This window comes from Morganella morganii, from assembly GCF_019243775.1.
GTDB lineage: Bacteria > Pseudomonadota > Gammaproteobacteria > Enterobacterales > Enterobacteriaceae > Morganella > Morganella morganii.
Map to the genome: position 1 here is coordinate 1514137 of NZ_CP069157.1, position 19078 is coordinate 1533214.

14 protein-coding genes are annotated in these 19078 nt (G+C 53.9%); 4 read left to right on the forward strand and 10 right to left on the reverse strand.

Annotated elements, in window-relative coordinates; translation table 11 throughout:
- Positions 1-21 precede the first annotated feature (21 nt).
- The gene (rluF, locus tag JL661_RS07325) at positions 22-918 is read left to right on the forward strand and encodes a 23S rRNA pseudouridine(2604) synthase RluF (protein WP_024473323.1); all 897 of its coding nucleotides are present in this window, start codon (positions 22-24) and stop codon (positions 916-918) included.
- 203 nt (positions 919-1121) lie between these two features.
- Here the strand turns inward: rluF and fbaB are convergent, their stop codons facing one another.
- The 3 genes from fbaB to trhP all read right to left on the reverse strand — a co-directional run bounded on the left by fbaB (position 1122) and on the right by trhP (position 4761).
- Positions 1122-2171, reverse strand: coding sequence for a class I fructose-bisphosphate aldolase (gene fbaB, locus JL661_RS07330; RefSeq protein WP_004235228.1), 1050 nt, complete (start codon positions 2169-2171; stop codon positions 1122-1124).
- 63 nt (positions 2172-2234) lie between these two features.
- Positions 2235-3128 carry a lipid kinase YegS gene (gene yegS, locus JL661_RS07335; protein WP_024473322.1) on the reverse strand — a complete coding sequence of 298 codons (894 nt, stop codon included), beginning with the start codon at positions 3126-3128 and terminating at the stop codon, positions 2235-2237.
- Between the two features lie 241 nt (positions 3129-3369).
- Positions 3370-4761: a prephenate-dependent tRNA uridine(34) hydroxylase TrhP gene (gene trhP / locus JL661_RS07340; RefSeq protein ID WP_024473321.1), complete on the reverse strand. Its 1392-nt coding sequence runs from the start codon at positions 4759-4761 to the stop codon at positions 3370-3372.
- Between the two features lie 218 nt (positions 4762-4979).
- On the opposite strand from trhP, the gene JL661_RS07345 reads away from it, so the two are divergent.
- On the forward strand, positions 4980-5741 hold the full coding sequence (locus JL661_RS07345; protein ID WP_024473320.1) for a hypothetical protein: 762 nt from the start codon (positions 4980-4982) through the stop codon (positions 5739-5741).
- Positions 5742-5797: 56 nt separating this feature from the next.
- On the opposite strand, the gene baeR is transcribed toward JL661_RS07345, so the two are convergent.
- From baeR to JL661_RS07370, 5 genes are read right to left on the reverse strand one after another with little or no spacing between them, the layout of a single operon-like run.
- Positions 5798-6517, reverse strand: a complete 720-nt coding sequence (gene baeR, locus JL661_RS07350) for an envelope stress response regulator BaeR (protein WP_024473319.1) — start codon at positions 6515-6517, stop codon at positions 5798-5800.
- 14 nt (positions 6518-6531) lie between these two features.
- Positions 6532-7893 carry an envelope stress sensor histidine kinase BaeS gene (gene baeS, locus JL661_RS07355; RefSeq protein WP_024473318.1) on the reverse strand — a complete coding sequence of 454 codons (1362 nt, stop codon included), beginning with the start codon at positions 7891-7893 and terminating at the stop codon, positions 6532-6534.
- Complete coding sequence (gene mdtC, locus JL661_RS07360; protein ID WP_062771488.1) at positions 7890-10982, reverse strand: multidrug efflux RND transporter permease subunit MdtC; 3093 nt, start codon at positions 10980-10982, stop codon at positions 7890-7892. The genes baeS and mdtC overlap by 4 nt, the downstream gene beginning before the upstream one ends.
- Positions 10979-14119: an MdtB/MuxB family multidrug efflux RND transporter permease subunit gene (locus JL661_RS07365; RefSeq protein WP_062771490.1), complete on the reverse strand. Its 3141-nt coding sequence runs from the start codon at positions 14117-14119 to the stop codon at positions 10979-10981. The genes mdtC and JL661_RS07365 overlap by 4 nt, the downstream gene beginning before the upstream one ends.
- A complete protein-coding gene (locus JL661_RS07370) occupies positions 14119-15336 on the reverse strand; it encodes an MdtA/MuxA family multidrug efflux RND transporter periplasmic adaptor subunit (protein ID WP_062771492.1) in 1218 nt (405 codons plus the stop codon). The genes JL661_RS07365 and JL661_RS07370 overlap by 1 nt, the downstream gene beginning before the upstream one ends.
- Positions 15337-15622: 286 nt before the next feature.
- Between JL661_RS07370 and JL661_RS07375 the strand changes: the two genes are divergently transcribed.
- Positions 15623-15982, forward strand: a complete 360-nt coding sequence (locus JL661_RS07375) for a hypothetical protein (RefSeq protein ID WP_004235239.1) — start codon at positions 15623-15625, stop codon at positions 15980-15982.
- A 49-nt stretch (positions 15983-16031) separates the two neighbouring features.
- On the opposite strand, the gene phoC is transcribed toward JL661_RS07375, so the two are convergent.
- Positions 16032-16781 carry an acid phosphatase PhoC gene (gene phoC, locus JL661_RS07380; RefSeq protein ID WP_004235240.1) on the reverse strand — a complete coding sequence of 250 codons (750 nt, stop codon included), beginning with the start codon at positions 16779-16781 and terminating at the stop codon, positions 16032-16034.
- A 401-nt stretch (positions 16782-17182) separates the two neighbouring features.
- Here phoC and JL661_RS07385 point away from each other — a divergent pair, with 401 nt between their 5' ends.
- On the forward strand, positions 17183-17605 hold the full coding sequence (locus JL661_RS07385; protein ID WP_004235241.1) for a DoxX family protein: 423 nt from the start codon (positions 17183-17185) through the stop codon (positions 17603-17605).
- Positions 17606-17667: 62 nt separating this feature from the next.
- Here JL661_RS07385 and JL661_RS07390 read toward each other — a convergent pair whose 3' ends face one another.
- The gene (locus JL661_RS07390; RefSeq protein ID WP_004235242.1) at positions 17668-19017 is read right to left on the reverse strand and encodes an MFS transporter; all 1350 of its coding nucleotides are present in this window, start codon (positions 19015-19017) and stop codon (positions 17668-17670) included.
- Between the last annotated feature and the right edge of the window lie 61 nt (positions 19018-19078).

Genomic DNA, 19078 nt, shown 5'->3' on the forward strand with positions numbered 1-19078 from the left:
GCGCTTTTCAGGGGGGAAGATATGGAAACGGGTTCATCTGTGCGTCTTAATAAATACATCAGCGAAAGCGGTATCTGCTCCCGCCGGGATGCGGACCGCTATATTGAGCAGGGATTGGTCCTGATCAACGGCAAACGTGCGGCTATCGGCTCACAGGTAATGCCGGGTGATGTGGTTAAAGTCAACGGACAACTGATTGAGGCGCGGGAGCAGGATGATCTGGTGCTGATTGCCCTCAATAAACCGGTGGGTATCGTCAGCACCACCGATGAAGGCGAGAAAGATAATATTGTCGATTTCGTCAATCACAGTACCCGTATCTTCCCTATCGGCCGCCTGGATAAAGATTCACAGGGATTGATTTTCCTGACTAACCACGGCGATCTGGTAAACAAAATTCTGCGTGCCGGTAACGATCACCAGAAAGAGTATGTGGTGACGGTAAATAAACCAATCACCGATGATTTTATCCGTGGTATGGGTGCAGGTGTGCCGATCCTCGGTACCGTTACCAAAAAATGTAAAGTGAAGCAGGAAGCGCCGTTTGTTTTCCGCATCACGCTGATTCAGGGGCTGAACCGTCAGATCCGCCGCATGTGTGAGCATTTCGGTTATGAAGTGACGAAACTCGAGCGTGTCCGCATCATGAATATCAGCCTGACCGGGATCCCGGTGGGGGAATGGCGTGATTTAACGGATGACGAGCTGGTTGAACTCTTTGATGCGATTGAGAAATCTTCCTCTGAAGATAAAAAAGTCAAAAAGCCGGCTGCAAAACCGCAGAAGCGTGATAACAAAATTAAAGTTGCTCCGCCGGTTTATCCGGGTTCAGATAAACAGCAGAAGAAGAAAGAGAGCAGCAGCGATAGCAACCGCCAGCGTTTTGCCCAGGCAGGGCGGAAGAAGAAGAAACGATAATTATCTGTCTGCTGAAAAGTAATCTGCAGTACAGGTAATAAGCGGATAACGGGCAGGCGGACGAAAAGCATGCGCGTCATGGATGACGCGTCTGAGCTTACAGGGATGTATTTACAGCGGCTTTTCGTTTTGCCCGTTATCAGCAGCTCCCCGGAACAAACAGGGAGCACAAAATCAGGCCGGTTATCCGGCCTGTTTTGCATTTAAGCAATCGTCACTTTCTTATCGAGATACACATCCTGCACTGCATTAATCAGTGCCACCCCGTCTTTCATCGATTTCTTAAAGGCTTTACGGCCGAGGATCAGCCCCATACCACCGGCACGTTTGTTGATCACCGCAGTACGGACCGCATCCGCCAGGTCATTATTACCGGATGCACCGCCGGAGTTAATCAGCCCCGCACGGCCCATATAGCAGTTCGCCAGCTGATAACGGACCAGGTCAATCGGGTTATCCGTGGTCAGTGTGCTGTAAACGCGCTCATCAGTATGGCTGAAGCCGATGGCTTTAAAGCCTCCATTGTTTTCCGCCATTTTCTGTTTGACGATATCCGCACCGATAGTAGCCGCAAGGTGGTTTGCCTGGCCGGTTAAATCCGCGCTGGCGTGATAATCCACCCCGTCTTTTTTGAAGGCCGGGTTGCGCAGGTAAGCCCACAGCACGGTCACCATGCCCAGTTCATGGGCACGTTCAAAGGCCGCAGAGATTTCTTCTATCTGACGGCGGGATTCCGGTGAGCCGAAATAAATCGTCGCCCCGACAGCCACCGCGCCCATTTCGAAAGCCTGTTCAACACTGGCGTACAGTGTCTGATCATACTGCGCAGGCAGGCTCAGGGTTTCATTGTGGTTGATTTTGACAAGGAACGGGATGCGGTGTGCATAGCGGCGGGCAACAGAAGCCAGTACACCGTAGGTAGAGGCAACACAGTTACAGCCTGCTTCGATAGCCAGCTCGACAATATTTTTCGGATCAAAATAGAGCGGGTTGGCGGCAAAAGAGGCTGCAGCAGAGTGCTCAACACCCTGATCTACCGGCAGAATGGAAAGATAACCGGTTCCCGCCAGACGGCCGTGATTAAACAGTGACTGCATGGAGCGCAGTACGGTATTCGGCCGGTTATTGTCAATCATCACGCGGGTGACAAAGTCATCGCCCGGCAGATAAAGATTGTCTTTGGGAATGGTGGTGCAGGTGTGTTCAAGAAGAGATGATGCATCATTGCCTAACAACTTAACGATATCAGTCATGGTATGTAAACTCCGATTCCTGTAGCGTGTTATAAAATTGTCACGGATTGTCGTGGATTGTGTTTAAGATAACAACCCGCAGTGTGGCGGTAACCGGCACTGGATCGCTTCAGGCAGCACGGAAAAGGTGAATTGCTGACCAGTCAGCGGTTCGCCGTCGAGATTAAACACCATCTCATGTGCCGCGTTGATGGTGATCCGTGTGCTGCGCTTCATGATGACGCCTTCCGCCTCGCCCTCATTAAAGAGGCTGTTCCAGAGTGAGCGCGGCCAGTTGCGTTCGGGCAGAATACTCAGGTTGAGCAGACCGTCATTGATCCGCGCATCCGGACACAGTTTATGTCCGCCGCCCGCCTGGCAGCCGTTGCCGACACCAATCACCAGTGCGTCGTCCTGCCAGTGGAAATCATCACAGCTGATAGTACAGTGATCCGCTTTCAGCAAATCACTGCGTGTCAGCCCGTGGAGAAAATACGCGGCACCGCCGAAGGTGCTTTTCAGGGCTTCCGGGGTATCTGTGGTGATTTTCGGGCCGAATCCGCCCGTAGCCATATTGATAAAATAATGAGATTCATTGATACAGCCGATATCAATGGCGACCGCGCTGCCTTTTGCGGCCAGGAGCAGGGCTTTGGTTTTATCCGCCGGTATTCCGGCTGCGGTGGCAAAATCATTGGCGGTACCGAGCGGCAGAATACCGAGAACCGGGCGCTTTTCAGCCGGATATGCCATCAGAGCACTGCATACGGCATTAATCGTGCCGTCGCCCCCGGCGGCAATCACGGTTGCTGCTTTCAGCTGATGGGCTTCGCGGACAAAGCGGGGAATATCCTCCGGCTCCCACGTCACCCGTACCTGAATATCCTCACCGCTTTCCCGCAGGTGCCGGACAGCCTGACGAATACCGTCATCACCGGCACGTTTTCCGTTAAGAACCACTATATGCGTTTCCGCCATATCAGACTCCGTGTTCAGATTACGTCTTTTAAAGATAACAAACACGGGCGGTTTATGCCGGGAAAAATGAGCGGAGAAAAAAGAGAAGGGCACAAAAAGAAAAGGTTGGCTCAAGGGAGATTGAGCCAACCAAGGAGGTGGTTCCTGGTATTACATGTTGCGTTTTAGTTCTTCATTTTCCTGTCCGATACTACGAAATAACTAACGTGATTGTTGTGATCGGATTCGAAAATTCAGAATTTTACCCGTTGGTGGCCGCAGCGTCGGTAAATTCCGGCATATGCGGATTACGGGTGCTGGTGCCCGGTAAGTTACGGATCAGCAATGCAAATTCCAGGTTTACATCATCCGGTACCGGCAGGTAGACAATATGACCGTTACCCGGCGCGACTTCGGTGGCTTCCCCTTTGCGGTTATTCATGGCATCGAGGGTAAAGCTGATGTTGCCGTTCGGGGTCATCAGTTCCAGACTGTCGCCGACGGAGAATTTGTTTTTCACATCCACTTCAGCCAGTCCGTTCACGCGGTTGCCGGTAAACTCGCCGACAAACTGCTGGGAATCGGAAACGGAATAACCGTACTCATACGTCTGATAAGAGTCATGGGTATGACGACGCAGGAACCCTTCGGTATAACCGCGGTGTGCGAGGCCTTCCAGCGTGGTCAGCAGTGACGGGTCAAACGGTTTTCCGGCAACAGCGTCATCAATGGCACGGCGGTAAACCTGTGCTGTACGGGCGCAGTAATAGAAGGATTTGGTACGGCCTTCGATTTTCAGGGAGTGAACACCCATCTGTGTCAGCTTTTCGACATGCTCGATAGCCCGCAGATCTTTGGAGTTCATAATATAGGTGCCGTGTTCATCTTCGAACGCGGTCATATATTCGCCCGGACGCTGTGCTTCCTCAATCAGGAACACTTTGTCTGTCGGGGCACCGGCACCGAGGGTCGGCTCAATGTTTTTCACCGGAATCGGTTCCTGCTTGTGGACGATATTACCGACCACATCCTCTTTGCCTTCCTCGACTTTATATTCCCAGCGGCAGGCATTGGTGCAGGTACCCTGGTTCGGGTCACGTTTGTTGATATAACCGGAGAGCAGGCAGCGGCCGGAGTAGGCCATGCACAGTGCACCGTGAACAAACACTTCCAGCTCAATTTCCGGCACATTTTTGCGGATATCAGCGATTTCTTCGAGTGACAGTTCACGGGAGAGGATCACACGGGTCAGCCCCATCTGATGCCAGAATTTAACGGTTGCCCAGTTTACGGCATTGGCCTGAACGGATAAATGGATATCCATCTGCGGGAAATGCTCGCGCACCATCATGATCAGACCGGGGTCAGACATAATCAGTGCGTCCGGACCCATGGCAATCACCGGCTCCAGGTCACGGATAAAGGTTTTCAGTTTGGCGTTATGCGGGGCGATATTGACCACGACATAGAATTTCTTGCCCAGATCGTGGGCTTCCTGAATGCCTTTGGCGAGGTTTTCGTGGTTAAATTCGTTATTGCGGACACGCAGGCTGTAACGTGGCTGTCCGGCATAGACCGCATCCGCACCATAGGCGAACGCATAGCGCATATTCTTCAGCGAGCCCGCCGGAGAGAGTAATTCGGGTGTAAACATAATGTATTCCGATCTGAGTTCAAGTCAGAACCTTCCCCGGAGGGGGAGGCGTAATCAAGGCGTTGGATTCTAGCGCGTCATCCGCCCGGTATCAAATGAATTACTGAAAATGGCATGAATATCGGATAACGATTTGATATAGTTTCGTTAAATTCAGTGGTGCGGCGGATAATTCCTGCCGCGCTATCATTTACTATAGCCTGTTACAGCGTGGATACATGGAAAAACGTCATATTGCAGTCTGGATCGGTCTGGCTCTTAACCTGATTTTCCTGGGGATTATCTCCTATATTCCGTCGGCACTTGAGCCGTACCGGGATGAACTGGATTATCAGATGCAGCAACTGATTGAAGTCTTACCGTACGTGAAAATTCTGATGACCGGCGGGATGGCCGCACAGCTGGCCAGTCTGGCATTCTTGCGTAACCAGCCGAAACTGGGCCTGGTTCTTGCCATGATCGGCGGTATTATTTTTATTCCGCTGGGCTTTATCTTTATCGTCGGTTACCTCTACGACTACAACCGCGTGGTTTACCGTTCACTGAAAACAGTACCGAAACTGGCACAACTGCCGTTTGAAGTCCTGCTGAAATTCAATAAACAGCGCCAGATCAGCATGGCGGTGCTGTACGGAATACTTGGCGTGGCACTGCTGGTGTTCGGGATGGATATCGGCGGCATTATGGTCGCGGTGGCGATTGTGCTGGTGATTAACGCGCGGCGTATCCAGTATTATCCGATGCTGGCGATTGCCGGTGATAACCTGCTGTTTACCCCGGGGCAGTACGCGGTCTGCTATGAAGCGCCGCTGAGTGCTTTCACTGTGATAACAGACAACCGCGCTGCGCTGAAACTGCATATCAGAACAGCAGAGCTGGATCGGACATTCCGTATTGCAAAAGCGGATTTATTACAGGATGAGCAAAATACGCTTGATAAAATCCTGGCGCGGCTGAAGCGTCCGTCCGTTATTCAGTAACTTAGTTATTCAGTAATCAGAAAAACAACAAACGGCGGATATTCCGCCGTTTTTTATCAGATAATGGTGGCGGCAATAATCTCAGCCGGTCCGCCTTCCCAGCGGTAACCCAGCCCGTAGACGGAATGAATAAAATCGCGGTCACCATCTAACTGCCCGAGCTTGCGGCGCAGATTTTTGATATGGCTGTCAATCGTGCGGTCAGTTACCACGCGGTAATCATCATACAGATTATCCAGCAACTGATTGCGCGACAGCACGGTGCCCGGCTGTGACACCATGGTGCGCAGCAGGCGGAATTCAACCTGAGTGAGATCCAGGCTCTGTGTCCCGAAACGCACCTGATAATTCACCTCATCAATAGTCAGGGTGTCACATTTATCCTCTGACATATCGTTACTGCGCCGGCAGCGGCGCAGGATGGTTTTGATTCGTGCCACCACCTCACGCGGGCTGTAAGGCTTGCAGACATAATCATCCGCACCGATTTCCAGCCCCAGCAGGCGGTCAATTTCTTCAGTTTTGGCCGTGACCATCATGATGGGCACATCACTGAACTGACGGATTTCACGGCAGAGTGTCAGGCCGTCTTTCTCCGGCAGCATCAGATCCAGCAAAATCAGATCCGGTTTATTTTCCTGCACCCAGGCTGTCACTTCACCGCCGCGTGCCAGCCAGTGCGTGCGGTAATGGGCGGCGTGCAGGTAATCTGTCAGTAACTGAGCCAGTTTCGGCTCATCTTCCACAATAAGAATCAGTTCAGCATTTTGTTCCATGCAGTCAACTCCTGTCAGTCAGGGCGGGGCAGGATCAGAGTGATGGTCACGCCGCCTAGCGGGGACGCGGATGCACTTATCTGCCCGTGATGCGCTTCCGCGATTTTATCACAAATCGCAAGGCCGAGCCCGGATCCGCCGCTGGCCCGGTTGCGGGAGGATTCGCTGCGGTAGAAACGCTCAAAAATCTGTGAAAATTGTTCTTCAGTCAGCCCCGGCGCACTGTCTGACCAGTCGATACGGATCTGTGTTTCATCCTGCTGTCCGCGTACCACAATCTGTCCGCCGCTGTCGGTATAACGCAGGCTGTTTTCCAGCAGATTATGGAACAGCTGGCCAAGCCGCGCATCATCCCCGAAGATCATCAGGGGATCCGGCAGCTCCGTCGTGACAGTGAGACCTTTTTCCTGCAACCGGTGGCGGAACACGCCGATAGACCGGCTGATCACATCGGTCAGATTGCATAACTCTTTGCGGTAAGAGAGTGAGCCGCGATCGGATAATGACAACTGATGCAGGTCGCTGACCAGTTTTGTCAGCGTCTGCACTTCCGCCAGCAGGGATGCCAGAGTTTCCGGTGTCGGCTGGCGGATCCCGTCCTGAAGGGCTTCCAGTTCGCCCTGTAACACCGCCAGCGGAGTGCGCAGCTCGTGTGAGACATCAGCCATGTAGTCACGGCGCATCAGCTCATTTTTTTCCAGCGCGGAAGCGAGCTGGTTAAAATCATTGGCCAGCTGCGCGATTTCATCTTTACCGTGAACCGGCACGCGGCTGCTGAAATTACCCGCCGCCAGCTGATGTGTGCCTTCTGCCAGCCGTTTGACCGGACGCAGGAAGCCGCGCGTCAGCAGCCAGGTGACCACCAGAGTCACCAGCAGCACCAGCGCCGAGACTATCCAGCTGGTGCGTGCCTGCTGATGTGAAAAGCTCTGGTCGGCGGCACGGTTGATATTGTCATCCGCCGGCATTACCACCCAGCCGACGATATTATCATTGTATTTTACCGGTTTGCGGTAGAGCTCGCCGGGTGGTACCGGGCCGTGCCCGAACAGGCGGCGGTCATCCTCATCCAGCAGCCAGAAACGCATTTTCCAGCCGCGCTCCATATGTTCCATGTGGCGGTCGGTATCCAGTGCCCGCAGCGCCTGCATAAAACCGCGCTGATTATTGCGCAGAAAATACCAGCTGCCGTAATCGGCATATTGTTCAGCGACAACATCGGCGATCATCTCCGTCCGGTCTTCGGCGGAGCGCTGAAGATAGCCGAGAAAGCCCTGCTCAAAACTGAAACGGATAGCCAGATGCATGGTCAGCACCACCAGCATACAGGTGGCAAAAATGGCAAGAAACAGTTTGTGACCTATTCCGGTTTTCATGCATTTCCCTCCGTACTGATAACGGATTGCCCGGCGGATTCTCCGGTTTTTTTGCGGCGCAGCCGGTCAAAGAACAGGTAAATCACCGGCGTGGTATAGAGTGTCAGGATCTGGCTGACCAGCAACCCGCCGACTACGGTTATTCCGAGCGGCTGGCGCAGCTCCGCACCGTCTCCGCTGCCGAGTGCCAGCGGCAACGCACCGAACAGGGCGGCCAGCGTGGTCATCAGGATCGGACGGAAGCGCAGAAGGCAGGCCCGGAAAATCGCATCCCGCGCACTTTGCCCGCCGCGTTGGGCGGCAATGGCGAAGTCCACCATAATAATGGCGTTCTTCTTCACAATCCCGATCAGCAGCATAATCCCTATCAGGGCGATCAGACTGAACGGCGTATCAAAGAAGCGCAGCGCCAGCAGTGCGCCGACCCCCGCCGAGGGCAGGGTGGATAAGATAGTCAGCGGATGAATAAAGCTCTCATACAGCATGCCGAGCACCAGATACACCGTGATAATAGCGGCGATAATCAGCAGCACCTGAGACTGTAATGTTTCCTGGAACAGCTGTGCGGTCCCGGCAAAAGTTCCGCGCACCCCGGACGGCACTCCCAGTTCCACCATGGTGCGTTCGACCGCTGCCACCGCATCGGACAGGGAATAGCCTTCCGCCACGTTAAAGCCGATCGTCGAGGCTGCTGACAATCCCTGATGGTTAACACTCAGCGGTGCATTCGCCGGACGCCACTGTGCGAAATACGCCAGCGGAACCGGTTGTCCCTCTTTATTGATGACAAACATTTTATCCAGTGCACTGACATCCTGCGTATACTGCGGCGCGACCTCCATCACCACTTTATACTGGTTCAGCGGCTCATAAATGGTGGAGATCTGCCGCTGACCGAAGGCGTTATTCAGCAGATTATTGGCATCATTGACACTGATCCCGAGCTGCGCCATCACATCACGGTCATAAGTCAGCGCCATCTCCGCGCCTTTATCTTCTTTATCTGAGTTTACATCGGTCAGCTGCGGCAGTTCACCGAGTGCTTTGCGGATTTTCGGCTCCCATTCACGCAGCAGGGATAAATCATCCGCCAGCAGGGAGTACTGATAACTGGAGTTGGACTCACGGCCTCCCGCCCGCACATCCTGCACCGGGATCAGAAACAGATTGGCGCCCGGTTCATCCGCGAGGGTGACACGCAGCCGGTTAATGACATCCTGGGCGCTGTCTGTCCGCTCATCCAGCGGGTTGAGCGAGATAAACATAAATCCGCTGTTAACCCGTCCGCCGCCGGTAAAACCGGTGACACTGGCAACATCTTTATCACTGTGAATGCGCTGCATAAAGGTGCGCATTTTCTGCTCCATCGACTGGAACGAAATGCTCTGGTCAGCGCGGACAAAGCCCAGCAGCCGCCCGGTATCCTGATCCGGGAAAAAGGTTTTCGGCACAGAGATATAGAGCCAGACTGCGAGGGCAATGGTGCCGGTGAAAATCAGCAGCACCCAGCGGCTGTGTGCCAGCACCACGGTCAGGCTGCGCCCGTACCATTGCTGGATGCGGAACAGGATCCGGCCTGCACCACGTTTACGCTCCCGTGCCGGTGCTGCGCGGTTTTTCAGCAGATGAGCACAAAGCATCGGGGTGAGTGTCAGCGAGATCACCAGTGAGATAGCAATGGCGGTGGTCAGGGTGATGGCAAATTCGCGGAACAGCCGCCCGACGAGGCCATCCATCAGCAGCAGCGGAATAAACACCGCCACCAGCGAGATACTCATGGAAAGCACGGTAAACCCGACTTCGCTGACCCCCTTGAGCGCCGCTTCTTTCGGTTTCAGGCCGTTTTCAATATGACGGGCGATATTCTCCAGCACCACAATCGCATCATCCACCACAAAGCCGGTAGCGACGGTCAGGGCCATCAGTGACAGGTTATTGAGGCTGAACCCGCACAGATACATGGCACTAAAGGTGCCGATAAGAGAAACCGGCACGGCCAGCGCCGGGATAATAGTGGCGCGTCCGGAACGCAGAAACAGGAACACCACCAGGATCACCAGCCCCACCGCAATGGTCAGTGCGCGTTCCACTTCGGTCAGTGAGGCGCGGATGGTGGGTGTGCGATCCTGAGCAACCTGCAGATCCACGCTGGCGGGAATGGTATCCTGCAATACCGGCAGTTGTTCGCGGATACGGGCCACGGTGGCGATAATATTGGCACCGGCTTCACGGCGGATCACCAGCAAGATAGCGGGCTTGCCGTTGCTCATCCCGGCGGCGCGGACGTTTTGTACCGAGTCTTTCACGGTGGCGACATCGGCCAGCCGTACCGCCGCGCCGTCATTGTAATGCACAATCAGCGGACGATAATCCTCCGCCGTTTTCAGTTCACTGTTACTGTCAATCTGCCAGCGGCGTTCATTGTCAGATACCGAGCCCTGCGGACGCAGCACATTGGCATCGCTGATTGCTTTGCGCACACTGTCGAGGGAAACCCCCTGGTTAAACAGCTGTGACGGATTAAGCTCCACCCGCACGGCAGGCAGCGAGCCGCCGCCGACCGAAACCTCACTCACGCCCTCAATCTGTGACAGGCGCTGTGCCAGCCGGGTGGAGGCGATATCATAGAGTTTGCCGGTATCGAGGGTGTCCGATGTCAGCGTCAGGATCATGATCGGCGCATCGGACGGGTTGGATTTATAGTAACGCGGCCGCGACGGCATCCCGGACGGCAGCAGGTTCTGCGCGGCATTCAGTGCCGCCTGTACATCGCGGGCAGCACCGTTGATGTCGCGGTTAAGCTCAAATTCCAGGGTAATACTGGTACTGCCGAGGGAACTGGAGGAGGTCATTTCCGACACCCCGGCTATCTGCCCGAGCGAGCGTTCCAGCGGCGTGGCGACAGAGGATGCCATGGTTTCCGGCGAAGCACCCGGCAGTGATGCCGAGATATTAATCACCGGATAATCCACCTGCGGCAGCGGTGCTACCGGCAGGAACAGGAAGCTGATCGCCCCGCACAGGGTGATGGCGAGGCTTATCAGCGTCGTGGCCACCGGGCGGGCGATAAACAGGGCGAACAGCCTCATGATGAGGCCCCCGTGTTGTCATTTTCCGGGGTAAACCGGGCGTTATCGCGCCAGTGAGACAGGCGGTCAAACAGCAGGTAAATCACCGGGGTGGTAAAGAGGGTCAGGATCTGGCTCATAATCAGCCCGCCGACCATACAGACCCCCAGCGGCTGACGCAGTTCGGCACCGACCCCGGTACTGAGCATCAGCGGCACCGCACCAAACAGCGCGGCCATGGTGGTCATCAGGATCGGGCGGAAACGCAGAAGACACGCCTGATAAATCGCATCATACGGTGACAGCCCCTGTTCGCGCTCTGCCGCAAGGGCGAAGTCAATCATCATAATGGCGTTTTTCTTCACAATCCCGATCAGCAGAATAATACCGATAATCGCGATCACATCCAGCTCATTACCCGCCATAATCAGTGCCAGCAGGGCACCGACCCCGGCGGTGGGCAGGGTGGAGAGGATAGTAATCGGGTGAATAAAACTCTCATACAGAATGCCGAGCACAATATACATTGCCACGACAGCGGCAAGGATCAGCCACAAGGTATTGGACAGGGCATTTTCAAAGGCGAGGGTCGCCCCCTGGAATTGTGTGGTGATATCTTTCGGCAGGCCGATACGCTGCTCCGCTGATTTCACCGCATTCACAGCCGCTTCCAGTGAACCGCCCGCCGGGATATTAAAGGAGAAGGTGGCGGACGGGAACTGAGCCAGATGATTGATCGCCAGCGGCCCGAAACGCTGCGAAACGGTGGCAAAGGCTGACAACGGCACGGAGTTGCCGTCTTTATTGGTCAGGCTGATGCTGCTGAGGGCATCTGCGCCCGGTGTCAGCGCGGTGTTATTTTCCAGCACCACGCGGTACTGACTGGCCTGGGTATAAATCGTGGAGATCAGCCGCTGACCGAACGCATTGTACAGCGCGTTATCAATATTGGTCATGGTCAGCCCCAGCCGTGACGCGGTGTCACGGTCAATATCGATATAGGCCACCAGTCCCTTATTCTGCCAGTCATTGCCGGTGTCAGTCAGGGCATCACTGCTCTCTAATTCTGTCATCAGACGCGGCACCCACAGATCCAGCTCCTCCAGGGAATTCGCCTGTAAGGTAAACTGATACTGCGTGCGGGAGGTCTGGGTATCGATAGTCAGATCCTGAGACGGCTGGAGATACAGTTTCACGCCGGGCAGGGAATCAGCTTTCTCCTGTAACCGCGTGATGATAGCTTCCGCGCGGTCAGCCCGCTCAGACAGCGGTTTCAGGGTGATTTGCAGGCGTCCGGTGTTCAGTGTGGCATTGCTGCCGTCGATACCGGCAAAGGCGGCGATATTGGCGACCGCGGGGTCATCCGCCAGCAGACGGCTGACCGCCTGCTGTTTCTCACTCATGGCCTGAAACGACACAGACTGCGGCGCTTCCAGCGTGCCCTGAATCAGTCCGTTATCCTGGATCGGGAAAAAGCCTTTCGGAATAAACAGATAGAGCATGACGGTGATCGCCATGGTACTGAACGCAACCCCGAGTGTCAGCCACTGATGGCGCAGCACCCATGTCAGCCAGCGGCCGTAACCGGCAATCACCCGCTCAAAAAAGCGTTCAGTGGCGCGGTTAAAGCGGTTATGACGGTGAGCGGATTCAGGTTTCAGGAACCGGGCGCACATCATCGGTGTCAGTGTCAGTGACACCACACCGGAAATCAGGATCGCCACCGCAAGGGTGATGGCAAACTCACGGAACAGGCGGCCGACGATATCCCCCATAAATAACAGAGGGATTAATACGGCAATCAGCGAGAAGGTCAGTGAGATAATGGTAAAGCCAATCTCACCGGCACCTTTCAGGGCAGCGGTCAGCGGCTTGTCGCCTTTTTCCAGATAGCGGGCGATGTTTTCCACCACCACAATTGCATCATCCACCACAAACCCGGTGGCGATAGTCAGTGCCATCAGTGTCAGGTTATTGACGGAAAAGCCACAGAAATACATCACCGCGAACGTACCGACCAGCGAGAGCGGTACTGCCACTCCCGGGATCAGGGTCGCGGCCATATTGCGCAGGAACAGATACATCACCATGATCACCAGCGCAATCGCAAGGAACAGTTCAAACTGCACATCTTTGACCGAGGCGCGGATAGCATCTGTCCGGTCAGTCAGAACCGTTACGGTGACGGATTCCGGCAGGGTTTCCACCAGCTCCGGGATCAGAGCACGGATGGTATCGGTGGTGGAAATCACGTTTGCGCCGGGCTGGCGCTGCACATTAATGACAATGGCCTGTTTATCATTAACCCAGGCACCCAGCTGAGTGTTTTCCGGTCCTTCCTGTACGGTTGCCACATCCCGCAAACGGATCGGGGCATTGTTTTTGTAGCTGACAATCAGGTTCTGATAATCTTCCGCCGATTTCATCTGGTCGTTAGCGGACAGCGTTACCGAACGCGCCGGGCCGTCGAGGCTCCCTTTGGCGGAGTTGACGTTGGCGTTGTTAATTGCGGTGCGGATAGTTTCGCTGTCCAGCCCGTAAGCGGCGACAGCATTGGCATTTAACTGCACCCGCACGGCAGGGCGCTGGCCGCCCGCGAGTGTTACCAGCCCGACCCCTTCCACCTGGGAGATTTTTTGGGCGATGCGGTTCTCCACCATATCCTGTAACCGCGTCATCGGCATGGCATCGGAAGTAACGGCAAGGGTCAGTACCGGCGGATCCGCCGGGTTCACTTTGCTGTAAATCGGCGGATAAGGCAGATCATTCGGCAGCAGATTGGTTGCCGCGTTGATGGATGCCTGCACTTCCTGCACCGCCACATCAAGCGGCAGGGAGAGCTGGAACATCAGGGTAATAACAGAGGCACCGCCCGAGCTTTGCGACGACATCTGTTTCAGTCCGGACATCTGCCCGAACTGGCGCTCCAGCGGCGCGGTTACGGCGGAAGTCATCACATCCGGACTGGCACCGGGATAGAGTGTCACCACGCGGATAGTCGGGTAATCCACTTCCGGCAGCGATGAAACCGGCAGCATACGGTAGCCGACAATCCCCGCCAGCAGGATCGCCAGCATAAACAGGCTGGTGGCGACCGGACGCAGAATAAACAGGCGGGACGGGCCGCCGGCACGGGTTTCAGGATTGTTTCCGGACATCAGGCCTTATCTCCGGCTGCGGCTTTTTTCTCACCGGACACCACTTCCACCTGCGCGCCGTCAGTCAGACGGTCGATTCCGTCTGTCACCAGGGTATCACCGGCGCTGACGCCGCTTTTGATCACCACGCGTTCCGGGGTCTGTAATTCCACATCCACAATCTGTTTGCGGACTTTATTTTCGGCTTCCAGCAGCCAGACATAATTGCCTTCCGTTCCCATCTGCAGTGCAGCATTCGGGATCACCACCGCATTCTCCAGCTGGCCGACCTGCAGCAGTACATTGACAAACTGGTTCGGGAACAGCAGGTCATCATCATTGGTAAACCGCGCCTTGGCTTTTACTGTACCGGTGGCGGCATCTATCTGGTTATCCAGTGTCAGCAGTTTGCCTTGTGCCAGACGGATGCTGTTATCTTTGCTCAGCGCGGTGACCGTGAGTTCCGGCATAGTGCGCTGCGCCATGCGGATCAGCGGAATATCATTTTCCGGGACGGTAAACAGCACATCGGCAGGGGCGGTCTGGTTGATCACCACCAGCGGCATGGCAGTCCCGGCGGTAATAAAGTTGCCGGTATCCACCTGACGCAGACCCATTTTTCCGCTGATAGGCGCGGTGATGCGGCTGTAGGTCAGTTGCAGTTTCGCGCTGTCGATAGCGGCCTGATCCACCTTAATACCGGCTTCCGCCGATTTGACGGTTGCCTGCTGGGTATCCAGCTCCTGTTGCGAAATCACATTAGTGGCCGCGAGTTTCTGATAGCGGCTCAGGTCACGGCGGGCATTGGCGAGCGTAGCCTGATCTTTGGCGAGCTGTCCCTGAGCCTGGGCCAGCTGAATTTCAAACGGACGCGGGTCGATAGTGAACAGCAAATCACCGGCATTCACTTTCTGACCTTCCTTAAAATGGATTTGCATCAGCTGCCCTTCCACGCGGCTGGTCACCGTCACAGAATTGGCCGCCTGCACGGTACCGAGTGCTGACAAGGTGCGGGGAATGGTTTCAGAGACTGCTTTCGCCACCTGTACCGGTGCCAGCGGCGGGCGGCCCGGACGGTTGCTGTTTTTGCCTGCGGAAGCCCCCGGTTTTCCGGCAGCAGGCGGGGTGGCCGGTGCCGCAGAGTTAAAGTAATGATAGGTGCCGTAACCGGCTGCGCCCAGAAGGAGAACGGCAATCGTAATGCCTGTGCGTTTCTTTCTCTTTTGTACATTATTCATTATGGGATTACTCATCATTCCTTTTTACCCGGTACTGCCGGGGTACGCGTAAGGGCACAAAACAGCCTGAAATATGATGGGGATAGTGTACCGGTAAATCTGATCGTAAAAATGGAAGAATTGTGAAAATAACGTTGATACAGGTAAATATACGTGGTTTCAGCGGAGTCTGCTTTTATGTCAGCCACTTTATCATCCCTTAAGGAAATATTACCGGTTCGGTTTACTCAGTTTATGATGTGCAGTAATATTACGCATTCTTAACAAGCTGATAATACACACTATAATGATGAAAAACAGACTTATTCTTGTCTCTGCACTGCTGTTGTCCGGTTGTTCTTCTGTCTGGGTGGAAGTTCCGGGCGGCTCTGAATACACACGGGCAGAGGCAAATGCCTTCTGTGAACCGGAATCACATAAGCTTTATCCGGTGAAAAATGAAGTTGCTCAGCGCAGTGTGATGCGGGATGTGGAGAAACGCTGCAAAAAAGACGATGACTGCGGTAACAGCAAAACCTACAAAGAGCAGACACCGGTAACGGAAAGTTATGTGATGGATGTGAATGAAGACAGCCGCAACCGCTATTTCTACAGCTGCATGAAAACAAAAGGCTGGGATCGGGAAGACCGCTGGATGTGGGAATAAACAGGGATTTCAGGGCAGATATTGCACTGCCCTGACCAGATATCACTGCTTATTTCTGTGATTTTTGTGCAAATTCCTGTTTGGCTTTCGCTAACTGCGCCTGAAATGCCGGATCGGAATGTAATGTCGCGACAGCGGCTGAACCGACAATCCGCGCGGCATCCACATCACTCTGCCAGTGATAGCCGCAAATCACCCGGCTCTGTCCGAGCTGATAACCCCGTTCCAGAATCGCATCCTGATTTGCCGGGTTCACTTCCGCCAGCACTAATGCCGTTGCCCAGCCGATAGACGTATGACCTGACGGGTAAGATCCGTTGGTGGAGAGTTTTTTCTGATCTTTGGTATTACAGGTTTCTGTGCCGTAAAACGCAAACGGACGGATGCGCATGTAATGTTCTTTGGCGGAGCGGGTGGCAAGGTCACCGGCATCCTCAATCATATTGGTCAGCAGTTTATACAGCTCCGGAGAGTCTTTTTCGGTTATCGGATAGCCGAATGCCCCTGAAAATGCGGTTGCCACCCCCCCTGCGGCCAGGTCAGCATCTGCCTGTGCCTGTTTTCCGCGCTCGGTATTGCGCAGCATACGGCCTTTCTCATACATTGCCTGATCATTTAAAAACTGAATACTGCCGACTTCCGGCGGTGGCGGTAACAGTTTCAGGCTGTCGATAGCCTGTTCATTTTTCAGATAATATAAATCCGGCTTGGTGGTGGCATCGTTGCCTGCCGGGATCGCGGCCAGTGCGGAAAGGGAAAACAGTGAGAACAGACAACCGGCGATAATATTCTTCTTCATGACATCTCCTTATCAGATACAACAGTATTACTCAGAAACCTGTTTGCCAGTGTAGGGCGGAGAGATGCAAATTGATGTTAACTCTTTCAAAAAAGTGTGACGAAACAGACGGAAGACAGGTAAGTATTTTTGATGATGATTTTCAGATAATTTGACAGAAACAGCATGGCTTTTGTTAACGAACGGATAAATAAGACCTGACCGATAGTATTGAAAAAGATAACACACAGATATTATAAGAAAATATAAAGCATTGGGTTTTGTTTTTGCCAGCATATTCTTAACAATTAAAATGAATGAAATTTTCCGGAATTCACTGTCACTGAATGTTGCCGCTACCGCTTTGCGTATCACTGCGTATACTCACAATGAGTAAGATTCTCATTCAACAGGGGTATATTATGACAGGTCTAATCAACAGGCTGTTATCACACGACGATGCAGGGAAATTATTACTGCGGCTGGCGGTCGGCGGATTAATGTTGTTTCATGGTATCGGTAAATTACTCACCGGTGCGGCGGGGATAAAAGGGCTGCTGGCCTCTTTCGGGTTACCGGAGTTTATTGCTTACGGTACCTATTTCGGGGAAATTGTCGCGCCGGTCTTTATTATCCTCGGCATTCTGACCCGTCCGTCCGCATTGCTGGTGTCTTTTACCATGGTCGTTGCCTGGCTGATGATCGGGGTAAATAAAACCTTTATGCTGGATCCGACAGGGGCGTGGGCGATTGAAAGCCTGATGTATTTCTTTATCAGCGGTATTGCACTGGCCTTTATCGGCCCGGGTAAATATTCGGTAATGAAAAACCCTGCCTGGCGCTGATTCGGAAGACGGAAAAGAAAAAGGGCGGATAATCATCCGCCCTTGCTGTTTTACCTGTTTCGTTAAGACTGTTGTGCTGCGACAGTTTTCACATTCTGTGCTTTACGCGCTGTCCAGCCTTTGTGTGCCAGCGGTAAGAAACCGATGATAATCGCCAGTACGGACACGCCTGCCACATAATACGCCGGTGCCATTGCACTTTTCTGTAACCAGGCACCGGTCAGCATCGGCGTTAAGCCGCCGAATACCGCGTAAGCCATGTTGTAGGCAAAAGACAAACCAGAGAAACGGATTGCCGGCGGAAATGCCCGCGTACTGATGATTGGTGTGGTGGCAATCGCACCGACAAAAAAGCCCATCACCGCATAGTTAATCACCAGCGAAGCCGCCGCAATATCCGGTGACAGTGCACTGTAGAAGTGGAATGCGGTGATCGCTAATCCGCCCCAGGACAATGCCAGTGTCACACGGCTGCCGATCTTATCTTCCAGCCAGCCCCAGAAAATACAGCCGAGGGTTAAGGTCAGCGTGGCCACGCAGTTTGCCTGTAATGACAATGTGCGATCAATACCGTACATCTTTTCCACCACAACGGACGGGGTCATCAGGATGATCACCACGATAGCGGTGGATAACGACCAGGTCAGCCCGGCGGTGACAAAACAGGCCATTTTATGGTTTTTCAGAACCGTTTTCACCGGCATCTCTTCGGATAATGTCCGTTTGGCGGCCATCTCTTTAAAGATCGGGGTTTCCTGCAAAAAGCGGCGCAGATACACCGAAATCAGGCCGAACACACCACCGAGGATAAACGGAATACGCCATGCCCATGCAGTCACTTCCGCCGCAGTATAAGAAGCCTGAACGGCGATAGCGACCAGCGAGCCGAGCAAAATACCGCCGGTGATCCCGGAGGTCAGCGTACCGACACCCAGCCCGTAGCGCTGTTGCGGTGTGTGCTCCGCGATAAATACCCATGCGCCGGGCATTTCACCGCCGATAGCCGCACCCTGTAAAATCCGCATCAGCAGTAACAGGACAGGTGCTGCCACACCGATACTTTCATAGGTCGGCAGCATACCGATAACCAGTGTCGGCACCGCCATCAGGAAGATACTCAGGGTAAACATGCGCTTGCGGCCGATAATATCGCCGAAATGCGCCATAATGATCCCGCCGAGCGGGCGCGCCAGGTAACCGGCGGCGAAAATTCCCAGCGTTTTCATCTGGGCGATAAACTCGTTATCACCCGGGAAAAACAGGTGGGTTAGTGTTCCGGTAAAAAAGACAAATATGACAAAATCATAGAATTCAAGCGTGCCGCCGAGGGAAGATAATCCCAGTGTTTTATAATCGTTTTTATTTAATGGCCTTGCCTGAGGCTGACTTAATGGCGATGTATCGGTTGTCATAATTATGTCCTTTTATTTACTCATTTATTCAATGACGGGGGTCGTGTCATTTTTTTTTCAT